19 protein-coding genes and 2 tRNA genes are annotated in these 21,241 nt (G+C 69.1%); 7 read left to right on the forward strand and 14 right to left on the reverse strand.

Annotated features, from left to right (window positions below; genetic code table 11):
- Positions 1-284 precede the first annotated feature (284 nt).
- From MRBLWH3_RS13025 to MRBLWH3_RS13035, 3 genes are all read left to right on the forward strand, one after another.
- Entirely contained in the window at positions 285-1,622 is a 1,338-nt protein-coding gene (locus MRBLWH3_RS13025; protein WP_363432593.1) for an MFS transporter, read from the forward strand.
- A gap of 132 nt (positions 1,623-1,754) precedes the next feature.
- Positions 1,755-4,355, forward strand: a complete 2,601-nt coding sequence (valS, locus tag MRBLWH3_RS13030) for a valine--tRNA ligase (protein ID WP_363432596.1) — start codon at positions 1,755-1,757, stop codon at positions 4,353-4,355.
- A gap of 1 nt (position 4,356) precedes the next feature.
- Entirely contained in the window at positions 4,357-4,605 is a 249-nt protein-coding gene (locus MRBLWH3_RS13035) for a hypothetical protein (protein WP_363432598.1), read from the forward strand.
- Between the two features lie 9 nt (positions 4,606-4,614).
- Here MRBLWH3_RS13035 and MRBLWH3_RS13040 read toward each other — a convergent pair whose 3' ends face one another.
- From MRBLWH3_RS13040 to MRBLWH3_RS13050, 3 genes are read right to left on the reverse strand one after another with little or no spacing between them, the layout of a single operon-like run.
- Positions 4,615-5,979 (reverse strand): MFS transporter, encoded by a 1,365-nt coding sequence (locus MRBLWH3_RS13040; protein ID WP_363432600.1) that lies wholly within the window; start codon positions 5,977-5,979, stop codon positions 4,615-4,617.
- Complete coding sequence (locus tag MRBLWH3_RS13045) at positions 5,976-6,206, reverse strand: hypothetical protein (protein WP_363432603.1); 231 nt, start codon at positions 6,204-6,206, stop codon at positions 5,976-5,978. The genes MRBLWH3_RS13040 and MRBLWH3_RS13045 overlap by 4 nt, the downstream gene beginning before the upstream one ends.
- Positions 6,203-6,841, reverse strand: coding sequence for an ArsR/SmtB family transcription factor (locus MRBLWH3_RS13050; RefSeq protein WP_363432606.1), 639 nt, complete (start codon positions 6,839-6,841; stop codon positions 6,203-6,205). The genes MRBLWH3_RS13045 and MRBLWH3_RS13050 overlap by 4 nt, the downstream gene beginning before the upstream one ends.
- Positions 6,842-6,961: 120 nt before the next feature.
- Here MRBLWH3_RS13050 and MRBLWH3_RS13055 point away from each other — a divergent pair, with 120 nt between their 5' ends.
- Positions 6,962-9,013, forward strand: a complete 2,052-nt coding sequence (locus MRBLWH3_RS13055) for a M3 family metallopeptidase (RefSeq protein ID WP_363432609.1) — start codon at positions 6,962-6,964, stop codon at positions 9,011-9,013.
- On the opposite strand, the gene MRBLWH3_RS13060 is transcribed toward MRBLWH3_RS13055, so the two are convergent.
- The 11 genes from MRBLWH3_RS13060 to MRBLWH3_RS13110 form a co-directional block, all read right to left on the reverse strand.
- Positions 9,010-10,089 carry an alpha/beta fold hydrolase gene (locus tag MRBLWH3_RS13060; protein WP_363432612.1) on the reverse strand — a complete coding sequence of 360 codons (1,080 nt, stop codon included), beginning with the start codon at positions 10,087-10,089 and terminating at the stop codon, positions 9,010-9,012. The genes MRBLWH3_RS13055 and MRBLWH3_RS13060 overlap by 4 nt on opposite strands.
- A gap of 180 nt (positions 10,090-10,269) precedes the next feature.
- Complete coding sequence (locus MRBLWH3_RS13065) at positions 10,270-10,989, reverse strand: hypothetical protein (protein ID WP_363432614.1); 720 nt, start codon at positions 10,987-10,989, stop codon at positions 10,270-10,272.
- 312 nt (positions 10,990-11,301) lie between these two features.
- On the reverse strand, positions 11,302-12,420 hold the full coding sequence (locus MRBLWH3_RS13070) for an epoxide hydrolase family protein (RefSeq protein WP_363432616.1): 1,119 nt from the start codon (positions 12,418-12,420) through the stop codon (positions 11,302-11,304).
- 9 nt (positions 12,421-12,429) lie between these two features.
- Positions 12,430-13,416 (reverse strand): serine hydrolase domain-containing protein, encoded by a 987-nt coding sequence (locus MRBLWH3_RS13075; protein ID WP_363432619.1) that lies wholly within the window; start codon positions 13,414-13,416, stop codon positions 12,430-12,432.
- 30 nt (positions 13,417-13,446) lie between these two features.
- The gene (clpX, locus tag MRBLWH3_RS13080) at positions 13,447-14,715 is read right to left on the reverse strand and encodes an ATP-dependent Clp protease ATP-binding subunit ClpX (protein WP_363432622.1); all 1,269 of its coding nucleotides are present in this window, start codon (positions 14,713-14,715) and stop codon (positions 13,447-13,449) included.
- Positions 14,716-14,920: 205 nt separating this feature from the next.
- On the reverse strand, positions 14,921-15,592 hold the full coding sequence (locus tag MRBLWH3_RS13085) for an ATP-dependent Clp protease proteolytic subunit (protein ID WP_310291089.1): 672 nt from the start codon (positions 15,590-15,592) through the stop codon (positions 14,921-14,923).
- Between the two features lie 29 nt (positions 15,593-15,621).
- On the reverse strand, positions 15,622-16,212 hold the full coding sequence (locus MRBLWH3_RS13090) for an ATP-dependent Clp protease proteolytic subunit (RefSeq protein ID WP_341999149.1): 591 nt from the start codon (positions 16,210-16,212) through the stop codon (positions 15,622-15,624).
- Between the two features lie 79 nt (positions 16,213-16,291).
- The gene (locus MRBLWH3_RS13095; protein WP_363432624.1) at positions 16,292-16,783 is read right to left on the reverse strand and encodes a tetratricopeptide repeat protein; all 492 of its coding nucleotides are present in this window, start codon (positions 16,781-16,783) and stop codon (positions 16,292-16,294) included.
- Positions 16,784-16,851: 68 nt separating this feature from the next.
- Entirely contained in the window at positions 16,852-18,318 is a 1,467-nt protein-coding gene (tig, locus tag MRBLWH3_RS13100; RefSeq protein WP_363432627.1) for a trigger factor, read from the reverse strand.
- Positions 18,319-18,389: 71 nt separating this feature from the next.
- Positions 18,390-18,463: transfer RNA gene (locus tag MRBLWH3_RS13105), tRNA-Pro, on the reverse strand.
- Between the two features lie 77 nt (positions 18,464-18,540).
- Entirely contained in the window at positions 18,541-18,918 is a 378-nt protein-coding gene (locus MRBLWH3_RS13110; RefSeq protein ID WP_363432630.1) for a nuclear transport factor 2 family protein, read from the reverse strand.
- A 98-nt stretch (positions 18,919-19,016) separates the two neighbouring features.
- On the opposite strand from MRBLWH3_RS13110, the gene MRBLWH3_RS13115 reads away from it, so the two are divergent.
- The 3 genes from MRBLWH3_RS13115 (at position 19,017) to MRBLWH3_RS13125 (ending at position 21,241) form a co-directional block, all read left to right on the forward strand.
- A tRNA-Gly gene (locus tag MRBLWH3_RS13115) sits at positions 19,017-19,087 on the forward strand.
- Positions 19,088-19,174: 87 nt separating this feature from the next.
- Positions 19,175-20,203: a lactonase family protein gene (locus tag MRBLWH3_RS13120; protein ID WP_363432633.1), complete on the forward strand. Its 1,029-nt coding sequence runs from the start codon at positions 19,175-19,177 to the stop codon at positions 20,201-20,203.
- Positions 20,204-20,335: 132 nt separating this feature from the next.
- On the forward strand, positions 20,336-21,241 hold the full coding sequence (locus MRBLWH3_RS13125; protein WP_159843894.1) for an alpha/beta fold hydrolase: 906 nt from the start codon (positions 20,336-20,338) through the stop codon (positions 21,239-21,241).

Raw genomic sequence — 21,241 nt, forward strand, 5'->3', positions numbered from 1 at the left:
TGTGCTTCCTGCGGGGACGACACTGCCTGGATCCATGACCAGACGTACCGCGGTACCACCCTGCATTGACGGCGCCGAGGCGACCGCCCGCTTTCACTGCGGCTGTGACGGGCCTGCCCCGCTCGGTTCTAGTGGGAACGCCGCGTGCGTCGCGTCCTGTTCTTCCGAGAGCTCCCCGGTGATGGCCGGATCCGCGCTGGTCCGACGATTCTACCCTGGCCGTGCAAAGGGGGAATGCGGAAGCGGCCGCCGAGGTTTCTGGACCCGTGCCAAGATCGACTCCCGTGACCGCAGCAGCCCCCGATACCGCGCTCGCCCTCGAGACCTCCCCGACGCGTCGCGTCGCGTGGGCGTCGATGGTGGGAACCTCCCTCGAATCCTTCGACTTCTACCTGTTCGCCTACTTCTCGGCGTTCTTCGTCGGGCCGCTGTTCTTCGACCCGCTGGGCGAGTTCGGCGCGACCAGCGCGGCGTTCCTCACCATCGCCCTCGCATTCGTCGTCCGCCCGATCGGCGCCGTCATCTTCGGCTACATGGGCGACCGCCTGGGCCGGCGCGCGACACTGCTGTGGACCGTCGCCATCATGGGCGTCGCCACCGGCCTCATCGGCCTCCTCCCGACGTACGCCCAGGCGGGTTGGCTCGGCGCCGCCCTGCTGATCCTCCTGCGCATCGTGCAGGGCCTGTCGCTCGGCGGCGAATGGGGCGGCTCCATCCTCATCGCGACCGAGAACTCCGGCCCGGTCAAGCGCGCCTTCTACGCGGCGGTCCCCCAGCTCGGCTCGCCCGTGGGCTCGATCCTCTCCGCGACCGTGTTCATCGTGCTGACCGCCGTCCTTCCGGCGGAGCAGATCGCCGAATGGGGATGGCGCATTCCGTTCCTCCTCGCGCTCCCGCTGCTGCTCGTGTCGCTGTACCTGCGGTGGTCGATCACCGAGACGCCGGTGTTCGAACGCGTCGTCGCCGAGGGGCGCCGCGACCGCGTCCCGTTCCTCACGATGTTCGCGAAGCGCCCCGGCGCCATGGCCATCGCCATCGGCGCGGCACTGCTCGGCATCGGGTCGTACTCGCTGATGAACACCTACACGGTCAACTACGGCGTGGAGCAGCTCGGCTTCAGCTTCCAGGACCTGCTCCTCGCGACCACGATCGGCGGTCTGCTGCAGCTCGTCACCATCCCGCTGTTCGGCGCCTGGGCGAGTCGGGTCGGCTCGGCGAACGTCGTGGTGTGGGGCGCGCTGGGCACGCTCCTCATCACGTTCCCGATGTACTTCCTGCTCCAGTTCGCGACCTTCCCGATCCTCGTCGCGACCATGCTCGTCGGCGGCATCCTGCCGACGATGGCGTGGGCGGCGCTCGGTGGCCTGATGAACGACCTCTTCCCCGACCGGTTCCGCTACTCCGCGCTGTCGTTCGCGTATGCCCTGGCCGCGACGATCAGCGGTTTCGTGCCTTACCTGACGTTCGAGCTCGGCATTGCGACGGGCTTCGCGTGGTGGCACCCCGGCGTCATCCTCGCGATCATGTCCGTCATCACGCTCGTCTCCGCGTGGTTCGCATCACGCCGCGCCGTCGAACCGGAGCTCGCGACCGACCCCGCCACCGCGACAGCGAACGCGTGATCGGGGGACGGATGCTGCGGTCCGCAGCATCCGTCCCGCGATCGGGGTGTATTGCACCCGGGTAGAATCGAGCGACATCCCACACTCAGGCACGCTCACACAGTGCCGCACATATCGCCTCGAGGAGACGCCATGACCGACGCCCGCCCCGCACAGGGTCAGATCCCGGACAAGCCCGCGCTCGAGGGACTCGAAGCGAAGTGGGACGCCGCGTGGTCCGGTCAGGGCACGTATCTGTTCGACCGCGCTCGCGCCGTCGAGGTCGGCCGTGAGGGCGTGTACTCGGTCGACACTCCCCCGCCCACCGCGTCGGGGAGCCTGCACATCGGGCACGTCTTCTCGTTCACGCACACCGATCTCAAGGTGCGCTACGAGCGCATGCGCGGCAAGGCCGTGTTCTATCCGATGGGCTGGGACGACAACGGCCTTCCCACCGAACGCCGCGTGCAGAACTACTACGGCGTGCGGTGCGATCCGTCGCTGCCGTACGACGCCGACTTCACGCCGCCGTTCGAGGGCGGCGACAACAAGTCGAGCCGTGCCGCCGACCAGGTGCCCGTCAGCCGCCGCAACTTCATCGAGCTCTGCGAGAGGCTCACCGTCGAGGATGAGAAGCACTTCGAGGCGCTCTTCCGTCAGCTGGGCCTGAGCGTCGACTGGACGCAGACCTACCGCACCATCTCCGACGACACGATCCGCACCAGCCAGCTCGCGTTCCTGCGCAACCTCGATCGCGGCGAGGCCTACCAGGACCTCGCGCCGACGATGTGGGATATCGACTTCCGCACCGCGATCGCCCAGGCCGAGCTCGAGGAGCGCGAGCAGCCCGCCGCGTTCCACCGGGTCGCTTTCCACCGGACCGACGGTGCCGGCGACGTGCACATCGAGACCACCCGCCCCGAGCTGCTGCCCGCCTGCGTCGCGCTGGTCGCCCACCCCGACGACGAGCGCTACCAGCCCCTCTTCGGCACGACGGTGCGTACGCCGCTCTTCGACGTCGAGGTGCCGGTGCTGGCTCACCCGCTGGCACAGCCCGACAAGGGCTCGGGCATCGCGATGATCTGCACGTTCGGCGACGTCACCGACGTCGTGTGGTGGCGTGAGCTGCAGCTGCCGAACCGCACGATCCTGGGTCTCGACGGACGCGTGCTGGCAGATGCCCCGCAGGCGATCGAGACGGATGCCGGCAAGGCGGCGTACGCGGAGCTCGCGGGCAAGACGGTGTTCAGCGCCAAGAAGCGCGTCGTGGAACTGCTGCAGGAGTCCGGCGAGCTGATCGGCGACCCGAAGCCCTTCACGCACGTCGTGAAGTTCTACGAGAAGGGCGATCGCCCGATGGAGATCGTCTCGACGCGTCAGTGGTACATCCGCAACGGCGCGCGCGACGAGGCGCTGCGCGACAAGCTCATCGCGCTGGGCAAGGACATGTCGTGGCATCCCGACTTCATGCGGGTGCGCTTCGAGAACTGGACCAACGGCCTCACCGGCGACTGGCTCGTCTCCCGCCAGCGCTTCTTCGGCGTGCCGATCCCCGTCTGGTACCCGCTCGACGAGAACGGCGAGCGGGACTACGACCGCGTGCTCACCCCCGACCACGCCTCGCTGCCGATCGACCCGTCCATCGACGTGCCGGCCGGTTACACCGCCGACCAGCGCGGCCTGCCCGGCGGCTTCGAGGGCGAGAACGACATCTTCGACACCTGGGCGACCTCGTCGCTGACCCCGCAGCTCGCGGGCGGCTGGGAGCGCGACCCGGAGCTGTGGAACCTCGTCGCCCCGTTCGACATGCGCCCGCAGGGTCAGGACATCATCCGCACGTGGCTGTTCTCGACGCTGCTGCGAAGCGCCCTCGAGGACGACCGTGCGCCGTGGACGGATGCTGCCATCTCCGGCTTCATCGTCGACCCCGACCGCAAGAAGATGTCGAAGTCGAAGGGCAACGTCGTCACTCCCGCCGACATCCTCTCGCAGCACGGCTCGGACGCGGTGCGTTACTGGGCCGCCTCGAGCCGTCTCGGCACCGACGCGGCGTTCGACCCGCAGAACCCCACGCAGGTGAAGATCGGCCGTCGCCTGGCGATCAAGGTGCTCAACGCTGCCAAGTTCGTGCTGTCGTTCCCGGTGCCCGAGGGCGCCGAGGTGACCCACGCGCTCGACGCGTCGATGCTCGCCACCCTGCACGGCGTGGTGCGCGAGGCCACCAAGGCTCTCGACAACTACGACCACGCGCGCGCGCTCGAGCTGACCGAGTCGTTCTTCTGGACGTTCTGCGACGACTACCTCGAGCTCGTCAAGGAGCGCGCCTACAACCAGACCGACGCGGGGCAGGCTTCCGCCGCACTCGCGCTGCGTCTGGCGATGTCGGCGCTGCTGCGGCTTCTGGCTCCCGTGCTCGCGTTTGCGACGGAAGAGGCCTGGTCGTGGTTCAACAACGGATCGGTGCACACGGCGGACTGGCCCGTCGCGCCGGAGGAGGAGTGGGGCGACCCCGCCGTTCTCACGGCGGTGAGTGCGGCGCTGATCGGCATCCGCCGCGCGAAGACGGAGGCGAAGGCCTCGCAGAAGACCCCGGTGGCGTCCCTCACGCTTCGAGCCGACGACGTCACGATCGCAAACCTGCGTCTCGCGGAGGGCGACCTGCGGGCCGTCGGTCGCATCGAGACGCTGGATCTGATCGACGGGTCGGACGAGCTCCTCATCGAGGGCGTCGAACTCGCTCCCCAGGAGGTGTGACATGCAGCTCGGAACACGCTGGACCTCGGGCGACGAACCGCCCAAGGCCGTCCCGGACGCGCTGGTGCGCGGCATCCGTTCCGTCGACGAGACGATCCCCGGTGATCAGCTCGGTCAGCCGCGTCCGCGCTGGACGCTCACGTGGCTGGAGGGGAAGCCGATCGCCGAGCTCGACACGGGCGTGATCGTGTCGCTGGACGCCGACGGCGAAGCCGTCGTCCGGCACGATCCGGACGACGGCTTCGCATAAGCCTCGGGCTCATTCCTCCGGTGCGTCGTGCTGCGACGCCGACAAGAGCAGTCGCGCGGCGAACAGGGTCGCGACGAGCGTCACACCCGCGGCGATGAGGAACGGCAGGCGCAGGTCGATGCGGGCGACCCACCCGCCGAGGAGCGTCGCGAACGGGAAGATGCCCCACGTGAGGGTGCGGCTGATCCCCAGCACGCGGCCGAACATGTGGCCGGGCACGATCGTCTGACGCAGCGCGCCCCATGGGACGTTCCACACCGACACGGCGGCCGCCATGAGACCGTAGGCGATCGTCCCCGTGATCGCCTCGGGAGCTGCCCAGACGGCGGCGAGGCTGAGCGCGGCGACGACGTTGGCCCCGAGCATGACCACGCCCCGGCCGAACTTCGCGACGAGCGACGAGGCGACCAGCGAGCCGGCGAGCCCACCGAGCCCGATCCCGGCCGTGACCACGCCGATCGCGGCCGCCGGCACGTGCTGCACGTCGAGGAAGTACAGGAACACCGGCGCCTGGGCGAAAGCGAACGCCGACCCGACGATCGAGGTGAAGATCACCATCGAGCGCAGGAACCGGTGGTTCCAGAGGTACACGAAGGCATCGCGCGCCGAGACGTTCGGACGCGCCGCGGGCGCAGCATCCGTCTCCGCGGTCTTCTCGGCTGCTTCCTCGGAAGCGGCCAGCGGGTCACCGGCGGCCACTGCTGCCTCGGCCCGCACCGATGTGGCGTGCACATCGAGGAGGGGACGGGCCGCGGACAGCGGAAGCATCACCGCGAGCGCGATCGGGATGAGGTAACCGGCTGCGCCCACCCAGAGCGGGAGCGCGAGGGAGATCGCGAACAGCACACCGCCGATCGGCGACGAGATGAAGCTGTCGATCGTGATCTGCGCGGCCTGCAGCCAGCCGTTCGCGCGATCGAGGGCAGGGCGCTTCACCACGTTCGGCACGATCGCGTTGGTCGCGTTGTCGAACAAGGTCTCACCGAGGCCGAACACCAGCACGCCGGCGAACAGCCACCAGATGTCGAGCGCCCCCGTGACGGTGAGGACGGCGAGCCCGACGGCCGCGAGGCCGCGGATGCCGTTCGCGATCGCCATGATCCAGCGGCGGTCGAAGCGGTCGATGATCACGCCCGCGGGCAGGCCGAAGACGAGCCATGGCAGGAACGCCAGCGCCCCGATCGCCGCGATCGCGAGCGGGTCTCGCGTGAGCGTGGTGGCGATGAGCGGCACCGCCACACGCCCGAGGCCGTCGGCCAGGTTGCTGAAGGCGGCCGCGGTCCACAGCTTGCCGAAATCGCGGCCGAGCGGGACCGTGCGTGCCCGCCCGGCCGTCGATCCGGCGCGCTGCGCCGTATCGACGCTCTCGCTCATCGCGGGAGCATCCCCATCGCGGCGCGCGCCTCGGCTTCGCGCCGTGCGCCGCCCGCGGCGGCCTGTGCGGTCAGTGCGCGGCGCTCCTGGGCGTCGTCTCGCTTCTCGACGCGTGCGACGACGTACGCGTCGAGGGCGGATGCCGCGCGCAGCAGCACGCGGTCGAATCGGGTGGCGGATGCCCGGAACCCCCGTGCCGCGAGTTCGTCTGCCGTGATGGCGGTCATGACTGTCCTCCTCTTTGCGGGAGCGGGAAGAGGTCGGCCCGGATGGTGACGGGGCGGACGTTCTCGCCGGTCTGATTGCGGTAGTTGTCGACGGTCTCGTCGATGAGCGCCATGATCTTCAGCGCCAGGTCTTTGCTCTGCTCGGGCGTGAGGCGGGCGGTGGCGGTGGAGATCAGCGTGCCCTCCTGCCACATCAGGTCCTCGCCGCCGATCCCCCGGTTGACGAAGTCGAGTAGCTGGTCGTTGCGGTTGCGTAGGAACTCGTTCATCACGACCTGCGTCGCGGCACGGCCTGCGGGCGTCGCCATCGCGTCGGGGTTGGCGAACGACACGCCCCCGACGGGACGCTCCCACCAGCGCTCACGGCCGGTGCCGCGGTCCTCGGCCTCGCGGATGAGGTCCTGCTTGGCGAGCGCGCGAAGGTGGTAGCTCGTCGAGCCACTGGACTCCCCCAGGCGCTCCGCGAGCGAGCTCGCCGTCTGCGGACCGTACTGGCTGAGGATGTCGTAGATCTTCACGCGAAGCGGGTGCGCCAGGGCCCGGAGGGCGCCGGAGTCCAGGACGCGGTCCGGGTTGTGGCGCTCCTCGGTGCGGGCGGCGGCCTCGTCCGCCTCCGGGGTCTCGTTCTCTGCCATGCCTTCAGATTAGCGATGCAAAGCCTTCTTTGCAAGTGATGCTTTGCAATAGATTGTTTGCAAGCTTGTCTTTGCAAAAGACTCTCGGCATGCCCCGTCGTCGTGACTAGGCTGGACGCCATGCCGAACGACAACCCGCTCCTGTCCCCCAGCACGCTGCCGTACGGGCTTCCCGAGTACGCAGCCATCCGCCCCGAGCACTACCTGCCGGCGTTCGGGCAGGCGTTCGAAGCTCACACCCGAGAGGTGTCGGCGATCACGCGCGTGCGATCGATGCCGACCTTCGAGAACACCTTGGTGCCGCTGGAAGAGAGCGGACGACTCCTGGGCGACATCGCGCGGACTTTCTACACGGTGTCTTCGGCCGACGCGACACCCGAGATCCAGGAGATCGAAGAGCAGCTGGCGCCGCTCATGTCGGCGCACCAGGATTCGATCCAGCTGGACTCCGCGCTGTTCTGGCGAATCAAGACGATCCACGATCAGCTCGACGAACTCGAGCTGACACCCGAGCAGCGTTACCTCGTGGAGCGGCACCACACCGAGATGGCCCATGCCGGCGCCGGGCTGGACGATGAAGCGAAGAAGCGCCTCACGGAGCTCAACCAGCGTCTGTCCACCCTGACGACGCAGTTCGAGAAGAACCTGCTCGCCGACACGAACGACCTGGCGATCGTTTTCGACGATGCGTCCGCGCTCGATGGGCTCGCGGAGGGCGAACTCTCCGCGGCCGCGCAGGCCGCCGCGGATCGCGGGCTCGAGGGCAAGTGGGTCGTGACCCTCACGCTGTTCACCGGCCACCCCTACCTGTCGAGCCTGACCGATCGGGAGTCGCGCGCTCGCCTGCTCGCGGCATCCCGCTCCCGCGGATCGCGCGGCAACGACAACGACAACCGTGCGACGCTGCTCGAGATCGTGCGCCTGCGCGCCGAGCGCGCCGCCCTCCTGGGCTACGACTCGCACGCTGCGTACATCACGTCCGACGAGACGGCCGGCTCGCCCGCGGCCGTTCACGACCTGCTGCGGCAGCTCGCCGCTCCGGCGGCTCGCAACGCCCGTCGCGAGCAGGCGAAGCTGCAGGCCATCGTCGACGCCGGCCCCGAGCCCTTCGCTCTGGAGGCACACGACTGGGCGTTCTACACCGAGAAGGTGCGGGCCGCCGAGTACGACCTCGACCGATCCGCGCTCCGGCCGTGGTTCGAGGCTGAACGCGTGCTCCAGGACGGTGTGTTCCGCGCCGCGACGGACCTGTACGGCATCACGTTCACCGAGCGCCCCGACCTCGGCGGCTACCACCCCGACACACGCGTCTTCGAGGTCCACAACGCGGACTCCTCGACGCTCGGCCTCTACATCCTCGACCTCTACACGCGCGACACGAAGCGTGGCGGCGCGTGGATGAATTCGATCGTGCTGCAGTCGGGGTTGCGCGGCACCCAGCCGATCGTTGTCAACAACCTCAACGTGCCGAAGCCGGCCGAGGGGCGCCCGACGCTGCTCAGCCTCGACGAGGTGACCACGCTGTTCCACGAGTTCGGCCACGCCCTGCACGGCCTGTTCGCGACCGTCACGTACCCGCACTTCGCGGGGACCAACGTCTACCGCGACTTCGTCGAGTTCCCGAGCCAGGTCAACGAGATGTGGATCTACTGGCCCGAGATCCTCGCGTCGTACGCCCGCCACATCGACACCGACGAGCCGCTCCCCGCCGAGATCGTCGAAAAGCTCCACGCGTCGGAGGCGTTCAACCAGGGCTTCGCGACGAGCGAGTACCTCGCGGCGGCATGGCTCGACCAGGCGTGGCACTCGCTGTCGGTGGACGGCGCCGCGGCGGATCTCGACGTCGCGGACTTCGAGGCGAAGGCTCTCGCGGACATCGGCCTCGACAGCCCGGTCGTGCCCACCCGGTACTCGTCGACGTACTTCGCCCACGTGTTCTCGGGCGGCTACAGCGCCGGCTACTACTCGTACATCTGGAGCGAGGTGCTCGACGCGGACACGGTGGAGTGGTTCCGCGAGAACGGCGGATTGCGCCGCGAGAATGGCGACCGGTTCCGCGGGCGGCTGCTGGGCGTGGGCGGGTCGAAGGACCCGCTCGAGGCCTACCGCGACTTCCGCGGGCGGGACGCCGAGATCGAGCCGCTGCTCGAACGACGGGGTCTGCTCGCCTAGGACCCACCGCTGCGAGCGGCCGCCCACGCGGCGGCGGCCGCTCGCGACGGCACGCCGAGCTTCGTCCTCGCATTCGCCACGTGGCGGTGCACGGTATGGACGCTGAGGAAGAGTTCGGCGGCGATCTGAGCATCGGTCATCCCCCGCGCGACGAGGTGCAGCACTTGCAGCTCGCGGGGCGAGATCGGCGCCGCCGACGAGACGAGGGAGGCGTGCTCCCCCGGCGAGGCTGAGGGCGGCAGGCCCCTCGCCAGGATCCCGGCGGGGACGCCGTCGAATGCCAGCGCGCGGCGGAGAAACTCCGCTGCGTCGCCGTGCCAGGGATGGTGGTCGGCGCCGTCGAGCACCTCGAGGCGCGCGCCCGGAATGGCGGATGCGGCCGCCACCCCCAGCGCCAGCCGGATCGCGCGGTCTCCTCGCCGGTGCAGCACCAGGGTGGGCGCGCGCACCTGTGCCGCCGCCGGGGTGGCGTTGAAGGAGTACACCGCCTCCAGCCCGGCGGCCGCCGCCTCGGCGGTCGCCGTGGAGCGCTGGTGGCGTGCGTAAGCCCGGCGCTGCTCGGGCGTCGCATCGGGGTAGAAGATGTCCGACATGACACGGGAGCTCAGACCCCAGCTACTCCGCACCAGCTCGACGAGGGCTGCCCGATCGCCAGCCGGCGCGATCGCCGACCCGTCGAGGTAGGCCCCGGCGAGCACCAGCCGACGCACGCGCTCCGGGTAGCGGGCCGCGAACTCCACGGCGATGGCGCACCCGGACGATCCCGCGAAGAGCGTCGCCGCGGGCGCGCCGGCGGCGTCGAGAACCGCCCTCATCGCGTCGACGTGCGGGTCGAGGCGTTCGGGCATCGCTCCCCGGGATCGTGACATCCCGCTGCCGGGTGCGTCCAGGCGGATCACCCGGCGATGGAGCGCCATCTCCTCGACGAATGCCCGGAACGGCGGGTACTCCCAGTCACGTACCAGATGACTCATCCACCAGCCGCCGACGAGCACGGGCTCTCCGCTGCCGGTCTCCGACCACGCGACGTCATCGGAACCCGACCAGGCGTACTGCACGCGCACAGGGCTGGACACGACAACAGTATGGGTCACGGTCCGGCCGGAAGGGAGTGCGCGGGATCCGGGGCCGAAACCGGCCGGGTGCGCGAGATCGTCACGAATCCAGCCGAGAGAACGACCAGGTGGGGTGATCGTTCGCGAGGCGCGCCGCTCGGCGGAAGCCCGCGCAAGGGGTCCACGCCTCGTGTCTCGCCGTCAACGAAGCCATCGCATCGTCCCGAGGGCGCGCTGGTGCTTGAGTGCCACCCAGGTCGCGTCGGCGCGTGCGACAAGGCCGCCTGCCGCGTCGACCATCGCGGCCGAGGTCTCGAAGCGCCTCCCGTGCTGCTCACGGGTCCAGCTGTGGACGACAAGCTGTTCGCCCACGCGTGGGCGCCTCTCGACGTACGCCGTCATCGTGCCGAGGAGGCACACGGTCCCGTCGACCAGCGCGCGTGCGGGGTAGCTCGGGCAGTCCAGTGCGGCCCACACTGCCGGATAGCGGGCGAGACCGGCATGCGCGAACCGGACGTCGACGGTCCACGGAGCCACGAGGCGATCGGAGGCACCCGGCACGAACCCCGGCGTGACATGCATCCCGTCGGTGCGGTCCGGTCCGCAGACGACGCAGTCGGAGAGCAGATGCCGCACGCCGATGAGCGGATGCCGCGCGCGGGCCAGGAGCGCGTCGGCGAAGGATGGCGCGGGCGGGGCCGGGTGGTCGGTGAGCCGGCCGGGGCGTGCGCGGGCGACGACGCGACGACCGTCCCAGACGATGGCGCCGTCTCTGTCTTCTCGGACCTCGAGCTGCCGCGCGAGCGGGATCGGTCGCTCGAGGACGACGGTCACGCTGTCGGCGTCGACGTGCTGCGCGATCGACCCCGCCGCGAATCCGCCGTTGGCGTGGCGGCGAGGGCCGTTGAGCGCCCGTTCCATGAATAGGTCGCCGACGCGGGCGCCGACTTTCGCACCGGCTGTGGCAGGTGGTGTCGCGTGGGCGGACGATGCATCGCGAGTCGTCGATGCCGCGGGCGCGGGCGATACGGCATCGCGGAGTGACGGTGACGTGGAAGTGGATGTGGATATCGACATGCTCCGAGTTCACCGGCTGGGGCGCATCGGCGCGTCGCCCGGAGTCGCCATTCGGTGGGTGGCCCGATCGGGCCACCCGCCTCGGCGATGCCTTCGCTGTCAGCGACTCGGGTGTGCCCCGAGAGGTGCCTCAGACACGCCCGCCGCCGCCGCGACTCAGGGCGCTCCGATCGTCTGCGCGAATGCCCGCACGCGGTCGGCCATGGCGGAGGGTACTTCGGCGACAGCGAAGTGCCCTCCTTCGTCGAGCCGCTCGAATGTGCGCAGGTCGCGGTAGAAGCGCCTGGCGAGAGACTCGGGGTAGTCGCCCTCGTGTCGTTGGATGTGGACGGATGCCGGAACCTCCACGGGCGGCATCGCATCGGGCTGGTCGGCGCCCTCGTAGTACGGCCGGAACGACGTGGCGATGCTCTGGGTGGTCCAGTAGATCATCGCCTCGGTGAGGATGCGGTCGCGGGAGATGCGCCGCTCCAGGTGACGCGGGTCACCCGCGGGCGTATCGCTCCACTCGACCAGCTTCTCCGTCAGGTATGCCAGGAGACCCGCCGGCGAGTCGTTCAGCGCGGCCGCAAGAGTGTCGGGTCGGGTGGCCTGGACGTGCCCGTAGGCGCCGTTCGCGCCGCCCCATCGCTCCAGCCTCGCGAAGAACGCGACCTCATCGGGCGCGGTCAGCTCGGCGCGCTCGGCCGAGGACGGGAAGTGCGAGTGCGTCGCGATGACTCCCGCCACCGTGTCGCCGTAGGTGCCGGCGATCAGATCGTTGACGCTCGCCGAGACGTCCTCGCCGTACGTCAGGTACCGGTCGTACCCGAGCACCTCGGTCATGAGCGCGTGCATCGTCGCGGCCAGCCGCGTCTCGGTCATCGGGCCGTCGGCGTACGCAGTCGAGTACGCGAAGCCGGGGAAGCTCGGCACGACCACGTGGAAGTCGGGCAGCAGATCGGCGAAATCGAGCTGCAGCGCGAAGGTGTGCGGCCAGCCGTGCATCACGAGAAGTGCGGGAGCGTCGGCGCGTGCCGAGCGAAGGTGCGCGAAGTGGATCGTGGTGTCGCCGATGTCGGCGAGGAACTGTGGGTGGTCGTTCAGCCACTCCTCACGCGCGCGCCAATCCCATGCGCGCCAGGTCTCGACGAGCTCCGCGAGGTACTCCCCGCTCATGCCCGAGGTCGGCCGCCGCGGTGAGTCCGGGAGCGGTCGAAACCGGGCGAGACGCTCCCGCAGATCGGCGAGGTCTGCCTCGGGCACGTGGATAGAGAAGGGAAGGACCGTGGGCATGGCCCGAAACTACTCGGCGGGTACGACACCGTCGCTCTTGACCGCGCGCATCAGCTCGCGGATGCGGGCGAAGGTCGGCACCTCGACATTCGCGAGGCCGGTGACCGTGGTCGCGGTCGACGGATGATGCCGGCTCACCGCCACGACGCCGTGGTCGCCACCCACGATGATGAGGTCGTCGTCATCGAGCCACACTCCCCGGCTGTACCCGAGTCCGTCTCCGGCGTCGTCGATGACCCGCTCGGTGAGCAGTGCCACCAGCGAGGGATCGACGATGCGCCCGGCGAGGAGCGCCCGCCAGAAGCGGTGGAGATCGCCGGCCGTGGAGTGCGCTCCTCCGTCCCCCGATCCGACGACCGGGAGCTCGAACACGTTGGTGCGGCCGTCCTCCTTGTAGCCGGTGGCGGTGCCGGGCGGTAGCCGGTCGGAGCGCGGGAAGCCCGATGCGCCCATGCCCGCCGGCTCGAAGACGCGTTTCCGCACGAGGTCGGCGAACGGAATGCCCGCGACGCGCTCGGCGATGATCGCGAGCACGACGTAGCCCCCGTTGCAGTACGAGAACCGTTCGCCTGCCGGGAACTTCGTCGGGAACCCCTCCAGCATCGGCAGGTAGGCGGGCGTGGAGTCGAGCTGCTGCACGGGCACGCTCAGAGGCGCCAGCGCGTCGATCTCTTCATCGAGGTAATCCCCGATACCGGAGGTGTGGCTCAGCAGGTGGTCGATGGTGACATCGTCGGCGATCAGCGGCAGGTCGTTCTCGAGGAGCTCTCGCGCGCGGATGTCCAGACGCAGGACGCCGTCGCCGATGAGGGAGAGGGTTGTGAGGGCCGTGAAGGTCTTCGTGCCGCTCGCCAGTCCGAAGCGTGTCTCGGGGGTGTTCGGCGCACCCGCTGTGCGGTCGGCGAGACCGACGGACCACTCGCCGAGCACCTGGTCGCCACGCCGGGCACTGACGACACCGCAGAATCCCTCGAGATCGGGGACGACGTCACTCATGCGCAGAGCTCCCGCGGCGGTGGAACCGAATCAGGCGCTCTTGCGCTTCTCCCGCAGCACGAGCGTCGGCGGAGCGCCTTCGTCGACGGCCGCGCGGGTGACGATGACCTTGTCGACGTCGTTGGTCGAGGGGATCTCGAACATGATCGGGCCCAGGACGTCCTCGAGGATCGCCCGAAGGCCGCGCGCACCGGTCTTGCGTGCGACCGCGAGGTCGGCGATCGCCTCGAGCGCCTCACGGTCGAACTCGAGCGTCACGCCGTCGAGCTCGAACATGCGGTGGTACTGCTTGACCAGAGCGTTCTTGGGTTCGGTGAGGATCTCCATGAGCGCCTCGCGGTCGAGCGGCGACACCGAGGCGACGACCGGCAGGCGGCCGATGAACTCCGGGATCAGGCCGAACTTGTGCAGGTCTTCGGGCTGCACGTCTCCGAAGAGGTTGAGGTCCTCGTCCTTTCGGTGCAGTGAGGCGCCGAAGCCGACGCCGTGCTTGCCGACGCGGGAGGAGATGATGTCTTCCAGCCCGGCGAAGGCGCCGGCCACGATGAACAGCACGTTCGTCGTGTCGATCTGGATGAATTCCTGATGGGGGTGCTTGCGGCCGCCCTGCGGGGGAACTGAGGCGACGGTGCCTTCGAGGATCTTCAGCAGTGCCTGCTGGACGCCCTCGCCCGAGACGTCGCGCGTGATCGACGGGTTCTCAGCCTTGCGCGCGATCTTGTCGACCTCGTCGATGTAGATGATGCCGGTCTCTGCGCGCTTCGTGTCGAAGTCAGCGGCCTGCAGCAGCTTGAGGAGGATGTTCTCCACGTCTTCACCGACATAGCCGGCCTCGGTCAGCGCGGTGGCGTCCGCGACGGCGAACGGCACGTTGAGGCGCTTTGCGAGCGTCTGCGCGAGATAGGTCTTGCCGCAGCCCGTCGGGCCGAGGAGGAGGATGTTGCTCTTGGCGATCTCGATCTCGTCGGCTCGCTGCTCGGCCGACTGGATCGTGCCGTGGGCGCGCACGCGCTTGTAATGGTTGTACACGGCGACGGAGAGCGCGCGCTTGGCGTCGGTCTGCCCGACGACGTACTCCTCGAGGAACGCGAAGATCTCGCGGGGCTTCGGCAAGTCGAAGTCGGCGACGACGCCTGACGACGACTCCGCCATGCGCTCTTCGATGATCTCGTTGCACAGCTCGACGCACTCGTCGCAGATGTAGACGCCGGGCCCGGCGATCAACTGCTGGACCTGCTTCTGACTCTTGCCGCAGAAGGAGCACTTGAACAAGTCGGCGCTCTCACCGATGCGTGCCATGCCGCTCCTCCTCGTACGTCGGGGCCGAGCCCCCCAGATGTTCTCCGAGCCTAATAGCTGAGCCCGACATGCGGCGGCATTGCGACGCACGTTGTGGACGACCCGGGGTTCGCGGAGAGAGAACCCGCGCCTCGGACGCCGGCGCCCCGCCGCCCGGCTGGCCGGGGGCGGGGCGCTGATCTGTGCGCAGGTCGGTGCGGAGCGACTACTTCGTCAGGGCCTGCTGGCCGCGCTTGCGCGTGGTGAGCACCTGGTCGACGAGGCCGTAGGTGACCGCTTCCTCCGCGGAGAGGATCTTGTCTCGGTCGATGTCCTTGTTGACCTCGGCCTGCGTCTTGTTCGAGTGCTTCGCGAGCGTCTCCTCGAGCCAGGTTCGCATGCGCAGGATCTCGGCCGCCTGGATCTCGATGTCCGATGCCTGACCGTGGCCGGCCTCGCCGACGGCGGGCTGGTGGATCAGGATGCGCGCGTTCGGAAGCGCCAGGCGCTTGCCGGGCGCGCCGGCTGCCAGCAGCACGGCGGCCGCCGACGCGGCCTGGCCGAGCACCACGGTCTGGATCTGCGGCGACACGTACTGCATGGTGTCGTAGATCGCCGTCATGGCCGTGAACGAGCCGCCGGGCGAGTTGATGTACATGATGATGTCGCGGTCGGGGTCCTGCGACTCGAGCACGAGCAACTGGGCCATGACGTCATCCGCCGAGGCATCGTCGACCTGGACGCCCAGGAAGATGACGCGGTCCTCGAACAGCTTGTTGTACGGGTCCTGTCGCTTGTAGCCGTACGCGGTGCGCTCCTCGAACTGCGGCAGGATGTAGCGGCTGCCGGGCATCTGGAGGGCCTGAGGCGCCGCTGCTCCGAAGGTGGGGGTTTGCATTCCGGGTTCTCTCTCTTTCGCCTTCGGTCTCAGCTGTCGGAGGCGGTGCCACCGCCGCCGATGACGTCCGTCGCGGACTCGCGGATGTGGTCGACGAAGCCGTACTCGAGCGCCTCCTCGGCGCCGAACCAGCGGTCCCGGTCGCCGTCAGCGTTGATCTGCTCGACGCTCTTGCCCGTCTGCTTGGCCGTGATCTCGGCCAGACGCTTCTTCATGTCGAGGATGAGCTGCGCCTGCGTCTGGATGTCGCTCGCGGTGCCGCCGAACCCGCCGTGGGGCTGGTGCAGCAGCACGCGGGCGTTGGGCGTGATGTAGCGCTTGCCCTTCGTACCCGCCGTCAGCAGGAGCTGGCCCATCGAGGCGGCCATGCCGATGCCGACCGTGACGATGTCGTTGGGGACGAACTGCATCGTGTCGTAGATCGCCATGCCGGCCGTGATCGAGCCACCGGGCGAGTTGATGTAGAGGTAGATGTCCTTCTCGGAGTCCTCGGCGGCGAGAAGCAGGATCTTCGCGCAGATCTCGTTGGCGTTGTCGTCACGCACCTCCGACCCCAGCCAGATGATGCGGTCCTTCAGCAGCCTGTCGAAGACGCTGGTCGCGACAAGTGGTTCGGCCATGTGTACTCCTGTTTCCTTGGGTCGCCATCGAATCTACCGGCGCGTCACGAGCGACCCGCCCGTGTTCGCCCTGGGCAGATCAGGCGGTGTCCTCCCCCAGCTCCTCGGCGTACGAGGCGACCGAGCACGTGTATCGGCTGAGGTGCGGGGCGAGGGTTCGCAGGGCGACGGAGGCCGCCTCCCGCTCGCGCCCGACCGACACCAGCGCGAGGGCCAGGAAGGCCGACGCCTCGTCGTGGAGCGGAGAAGCCGGCCGGCGGGCGAGCTCGGCCCGCAGCATCCCGACCGCTTCGTCCGCGAGCCCGAGATTGCGCAGCGTGCTGGCGAGCTGGATCACGGCCTGCGGCCGGTGCACGTCGTCCAGTCCCCCGTCCAGGGCGGCGCGGTACAGGGGTGCGGCGTCCGCCTCGAGCCCCGCGGCGTCTCGGGCACCACCACGCTCGAACAGCGCCAGCGGGTCGCCGGCCGGCCGCTCGGCAGCGACGGCGTCGATCCGCTCGAGCCTGGACTCGTCGCTCAGCGCGTCATCGTCCCAGATGGCCTCGATGCGCGCGGCCCAGTCGTCGTGCACGGTTCCTCCTCGATGAAGAAGGGGACGGATGCCGCGGCATCCGTCCCCGATCACTGCTGTCGCAGTGCTTACTCCTTGTCTGCGGCCTTCTCAGCGGGAGCCTTCTTGGCCGGTGCCTTCTTGGCGGCGGGCTTGCGGGCGGGCGCCTTCTTCGCGGGCGCGGCCTCTTCCGCCTCGATCACGGCGTCGGCGTCGGCCGCGGCATCCGCGATCTCCTGCGCCTCCTCGACGACATCCTCCTCGTCCGCAGCCTCGTCCTCGGTGGCGACGAAGCCGCTGAGGTCGACGGGGTTGCCCTTGGTGTCGACGACCGTGACCTTGCCGAGCGCGACGGCCAGGGCCTTGTTGCGGGCGACCTCGCCGATCATGGCGGGGAGCTGGTTGCCCTCCTGCAGCGCGTTCACGAACTCCTGCGGAGCCATGCCGTACTGGGCGGCCGACTGCACAAGGTACTGCGTGAGCTCGTCCTGCGACACCTGCACGTTGAGCGTCTCGGCGATCTTGTCGAGCAGCATCTGCGTCTTGAACTGCTTCTCGCTCGCCTCGGCGACCTCGGCGCGGTGCACGTCGTCCTCGAGGCGGCCTTCGCCCTCGAGGTGATTGTGCACCTCGTCCTCGATGAGCTGCGGCGGAACGGGGATCTCGACCTTCTCGAGCAGCACCTCGATGAGCTTGTCGCGTGCGGCCGAGCCCTGGGTGAAGGCACCCTGCTGACCGACGCGCTCCTTGAGGCTGTCGCGCAGCTCGCCGATGGTGTCGAACTCGCTCGCGATCTGGGCGAAGTCGTCGTCGGCCTCGGGAAGCTCGCGCTCCTTGACGGCCTTGACGACGACCGAGACCTCGGCCTCCTCGCCGGCGTGGTCGCCGCCGACGAGCTTCGAGCGGAATGTGGTGTCCTCACCGGCGGTGAGGGAGTCGATGGCCTCGTCGATGCCCTCGAGCAGCTCGCCCGACCCGACCTCGTACGACACGCCCTCGGCGCGGTCGATCTCGGCGTCGTCGATCGTCGCGACGAGGTCCAGCTCGACGAAGTCGCCGTTGGCGGCCGGACGGTCGACCGTCACGAGCGTGCCGAAGCGGCCGCGGAGGCGGTCCAGCTCCTCGTCGATCGCGGCCTCGTCGACCTCGACAGCGTCGACCTCGACGGTCGTGCCCTCGAAGGACGGCAGGTCGAACTCGGGGCGGACGTCGACCTCGACGGTGACCTCGAGGTCACCCGAGAAGTCCTTCTCGTTCGGCCACTCGGTGACCTCGGCCGACGGGCGGCCGAGCACACGCAGCTCGTGCGCGGCTGCCGCCTCGCGATAGAAGGTGTCGAGGCCTTCGCTTACGGCGTGCTCGAGCACCGCGACACGGCCGATGCGCTGGTCGATGATCGGCGCGGGCACCTTGCCCTTGCGGAAGCCGGGGATCTGCACGTCCTGCGCGATGTGCTCGTACGCGTGCTTGATCGACGGCTTGAGCTCGTCGGGGCTGACCGTGATGTGCAGCTTCACCCGGGTCGGGCTGAGCTTCTCGACGGTGCTGTTCACCATGCCTGTAGTTCTCCTCTTTCGGACCGCGCGAGGCCGCGGCGGTTGAAGGTCTGGGTTCGGAATTCCGAATGTCGGGGCGACAGGATTTGAACCTGCGGCCTCCCGCTCCCAAAGCGGGCGCTCTACCAAGCTGAGCTACGCCCCGGGCGGGTTCGCACGCGTGCGTGCGCCTTTCGGCCCCGAGAAGTCTAGCCGACCTGCCCGAGACGTTCCTGCGCCGCCCTACATCCGCTCGACCCAGCCCGCGCGCCAGTCGGGCGCAGGGAACGGCTTCGTCCAATACGCGGTCTCTTTGGAGATGAGTCCGTCGCGCAGCTCGAACACGAACACCGTCTGATAAGGATCGCCGTCGCCGTAGTCGAGATCAGCCTCCAGCACCCACAGGTCTCCGGCACCCGTGAGGCGCCGCGGCGAGATGGCAGGAAGCTGCGGGAACGCGCCATAGATCGCGCGTCGGTTGTCGGCGCCGACGATGCGCTCCCCCGACTGCGGCCACTCGATGACGGCGTCGTCGCGGAAGATGTCGTCCATGCCGGCGACCTCGCCCGCGTTCAGCGTGGCGACGAGCGCCTCCACGACCTGCCTGCCCGTGCGTTCCATCGCCGGCTCCTTCGCTCGGCCGTGCGTCCGGACCGCGGGTGGGAACGGAAGACCTTCGCGATGTAATACGATTGGTCGGTGCCCGTCCGCGGGCGCACGGGGATGTAGCTCAATGGTAGAGCCTCAGTCTTCCAAACTGATGGTGCGGGTTCGATTCCCGTCATCCCCTCCCATACGAGAAAGCCCCGACGAATCGGGGCTTTCTTCATGCCTGGACGCCGCCGCGACGTCCCGCCGCCGCGCATACGATCGAGGGGTGACCGAATCGCTCCTCGTTCTCGTGGCCAATGCCGGCGACGGCAGCATCAGCACCTTCCGACTCGCAGACGGTTCCCTCGAACGGCTGGCGGTGATGGAAGGACTCGACGGATGCTCCACCTTCGTGGTGGACGCGGGGCGCGACTTCGTCTACGCGGGCGTCAAGGGTGAACCCGCCGCCATCGTCTCGCTGCGGCTCGATCGTGAGACCGGGCGGCTTTCGCAGGTCTCGCGCGCCGATCTGGTCGGAGGCGGCATGAACTACCTCGCGCTCACGCGCGATGGTTCAGGTCTGCTCGGGGTGTCGTATGGGGGCGGGTACGGGATCGTCGCTCGGGTGACCGACGGGGCCGTCAGCGAGCCGGTGTCGCGGATCGAATTCCCCAATCTGCACTCGGTGCTGCCGAGCCACGACGGCCGGTTCGCGTATTTCGTCTCGCTCGGGGCCGATCTGGTGGCGCAGTACGCCATCGGCGACGATCTTTCGCTGGAACCTCTCGAGCCGGCGACGGTCGCCGCGCCGGAGGGCAGCGGTCCCCGGCATCTCGTGCTCAACGATGCCCAGGACGCGGTGTACATCATGACGGAGTTCTCGGGCGAAGTGCTGCACTTCGCCCGCGACACCTCTGACGGGACCCTGGAGCTCGTGGGCGCGGCATCCGTCTTCGATCCGTCGAAGGGACTCACGCACAGCCGGTTCGGCGCGGATCCGCGGGCCGAACACCTTATCTGGGGTGCGGACATGCACTTCGGTGCGGGTGGCCGGTGGCTCTGGGCCACCGAGCGCACGGAGAGCACGCTGGGTGCGGCCCCCGTGTCGGCCGATGGGTCGGTGTCGGCGGCGACGAGCTTCACGGTGACCGAGACGCAGCCGCGCGGATTCGCGATCAGTCCGGACGGCGCGTACCTCGTCGCGGCGGGCGAGCGATCGACCGAGGTCGCCCTCTACGCGGTGGACGAGGATCGGCTCGAGCGGCTGCAGCGCGTCGAGACCGGCGGCGGGGCGAACTGGGTGCGGTTCGTCTGAGACGAGGGCCGCCTCCCGACGACGGATTTCGTTCAGATCGCGCGAAGTTCTCCCGCGTGCCCTACTGTTCCCGGGTCGTCCTGTCGCGGCAGACTGAGTCTGGAACCGTTCCATGCCCTGCAGGAGCCCGCGATGAGCAGCAGCAAGCCCACACCCGAGCCGGGCGAGCGCAAGGTCCCTCGTCGGCCCGCGTCGACGCTCGCCGAGAAGTGGACGCGCATCGACGGCGTCGACGTCTTCTATCGGGAGTCGCCGAATCCGACGAAGGACGAGCGCGTCATGGCGCACGTGCACGGATTCGGGCTCTCCGGTCGTTACCTCCTGCCGACGGCCGAGCGGCTCGCCGACGAGTTCCACACCTACGTGCCCGACCTTCCCGGCTTCGGGCGCAGCGGCAAGCGCCGAGACATGCTCGACATCCCCGACCTCGCGCGCGCCGCGGTCGACTTCTTCGACGACCGCGGCGTCGAGAAGGCGACGCTTGTCGGCAACTCGATGGGATGCCCCGTCATCATCGAGTTCGCGCACCGCTACCCCGAGCGCATCGACCGAGCGGTGCTGGTGTCTCCCGCGGGCGGCCTGTTCAACCAGCCGCTGCGCCGCGCGATCAAGCAGCTCTCGCAGGACGCGCCGCGCGAGCCCGTCAAGATGGCACGCGTCGCCGTGCCCGACTACGTGCGCTTCGGCGTCCCGAGCACGATGCGCATGTTCCGCTCGCTCACGCAGTACCCGTCACTGCAGCGACTGCTCGAGATGCGCATCCCCACGCTTGTGGTGCTGGGCCAGCGCGACCCCCTGCTCCCCCACGCACACCGCGTCGACGAGATCGCCAGCCAGACCGACAGCCATGTGCTGGTCGTGATGCTGGAGGGCGCCGCCCACGCGATCAACTTCAGCCATCCGGGGCAGCTGGCCCACGTCATCCGTCATTTCATGGACGACCTGCCGATCGAGAACGACCCGGCGTGGCCCGGCCACGTGCGCCTGTACGAGGTGCACCGTGGCAAGCATCACCCTCCGGCGCAGCCGCGCGGTTGA

Source organism: Microbacterium sp. LWH3-1.2 (genome assembly GCF_040675855.1).
In the GTDB taxonomy this organism is placed as follows: Bacteria; Actinomycetota; Actinomycetes; order Actinomycetales; family Microbacteriaceae; genus Microbacterium.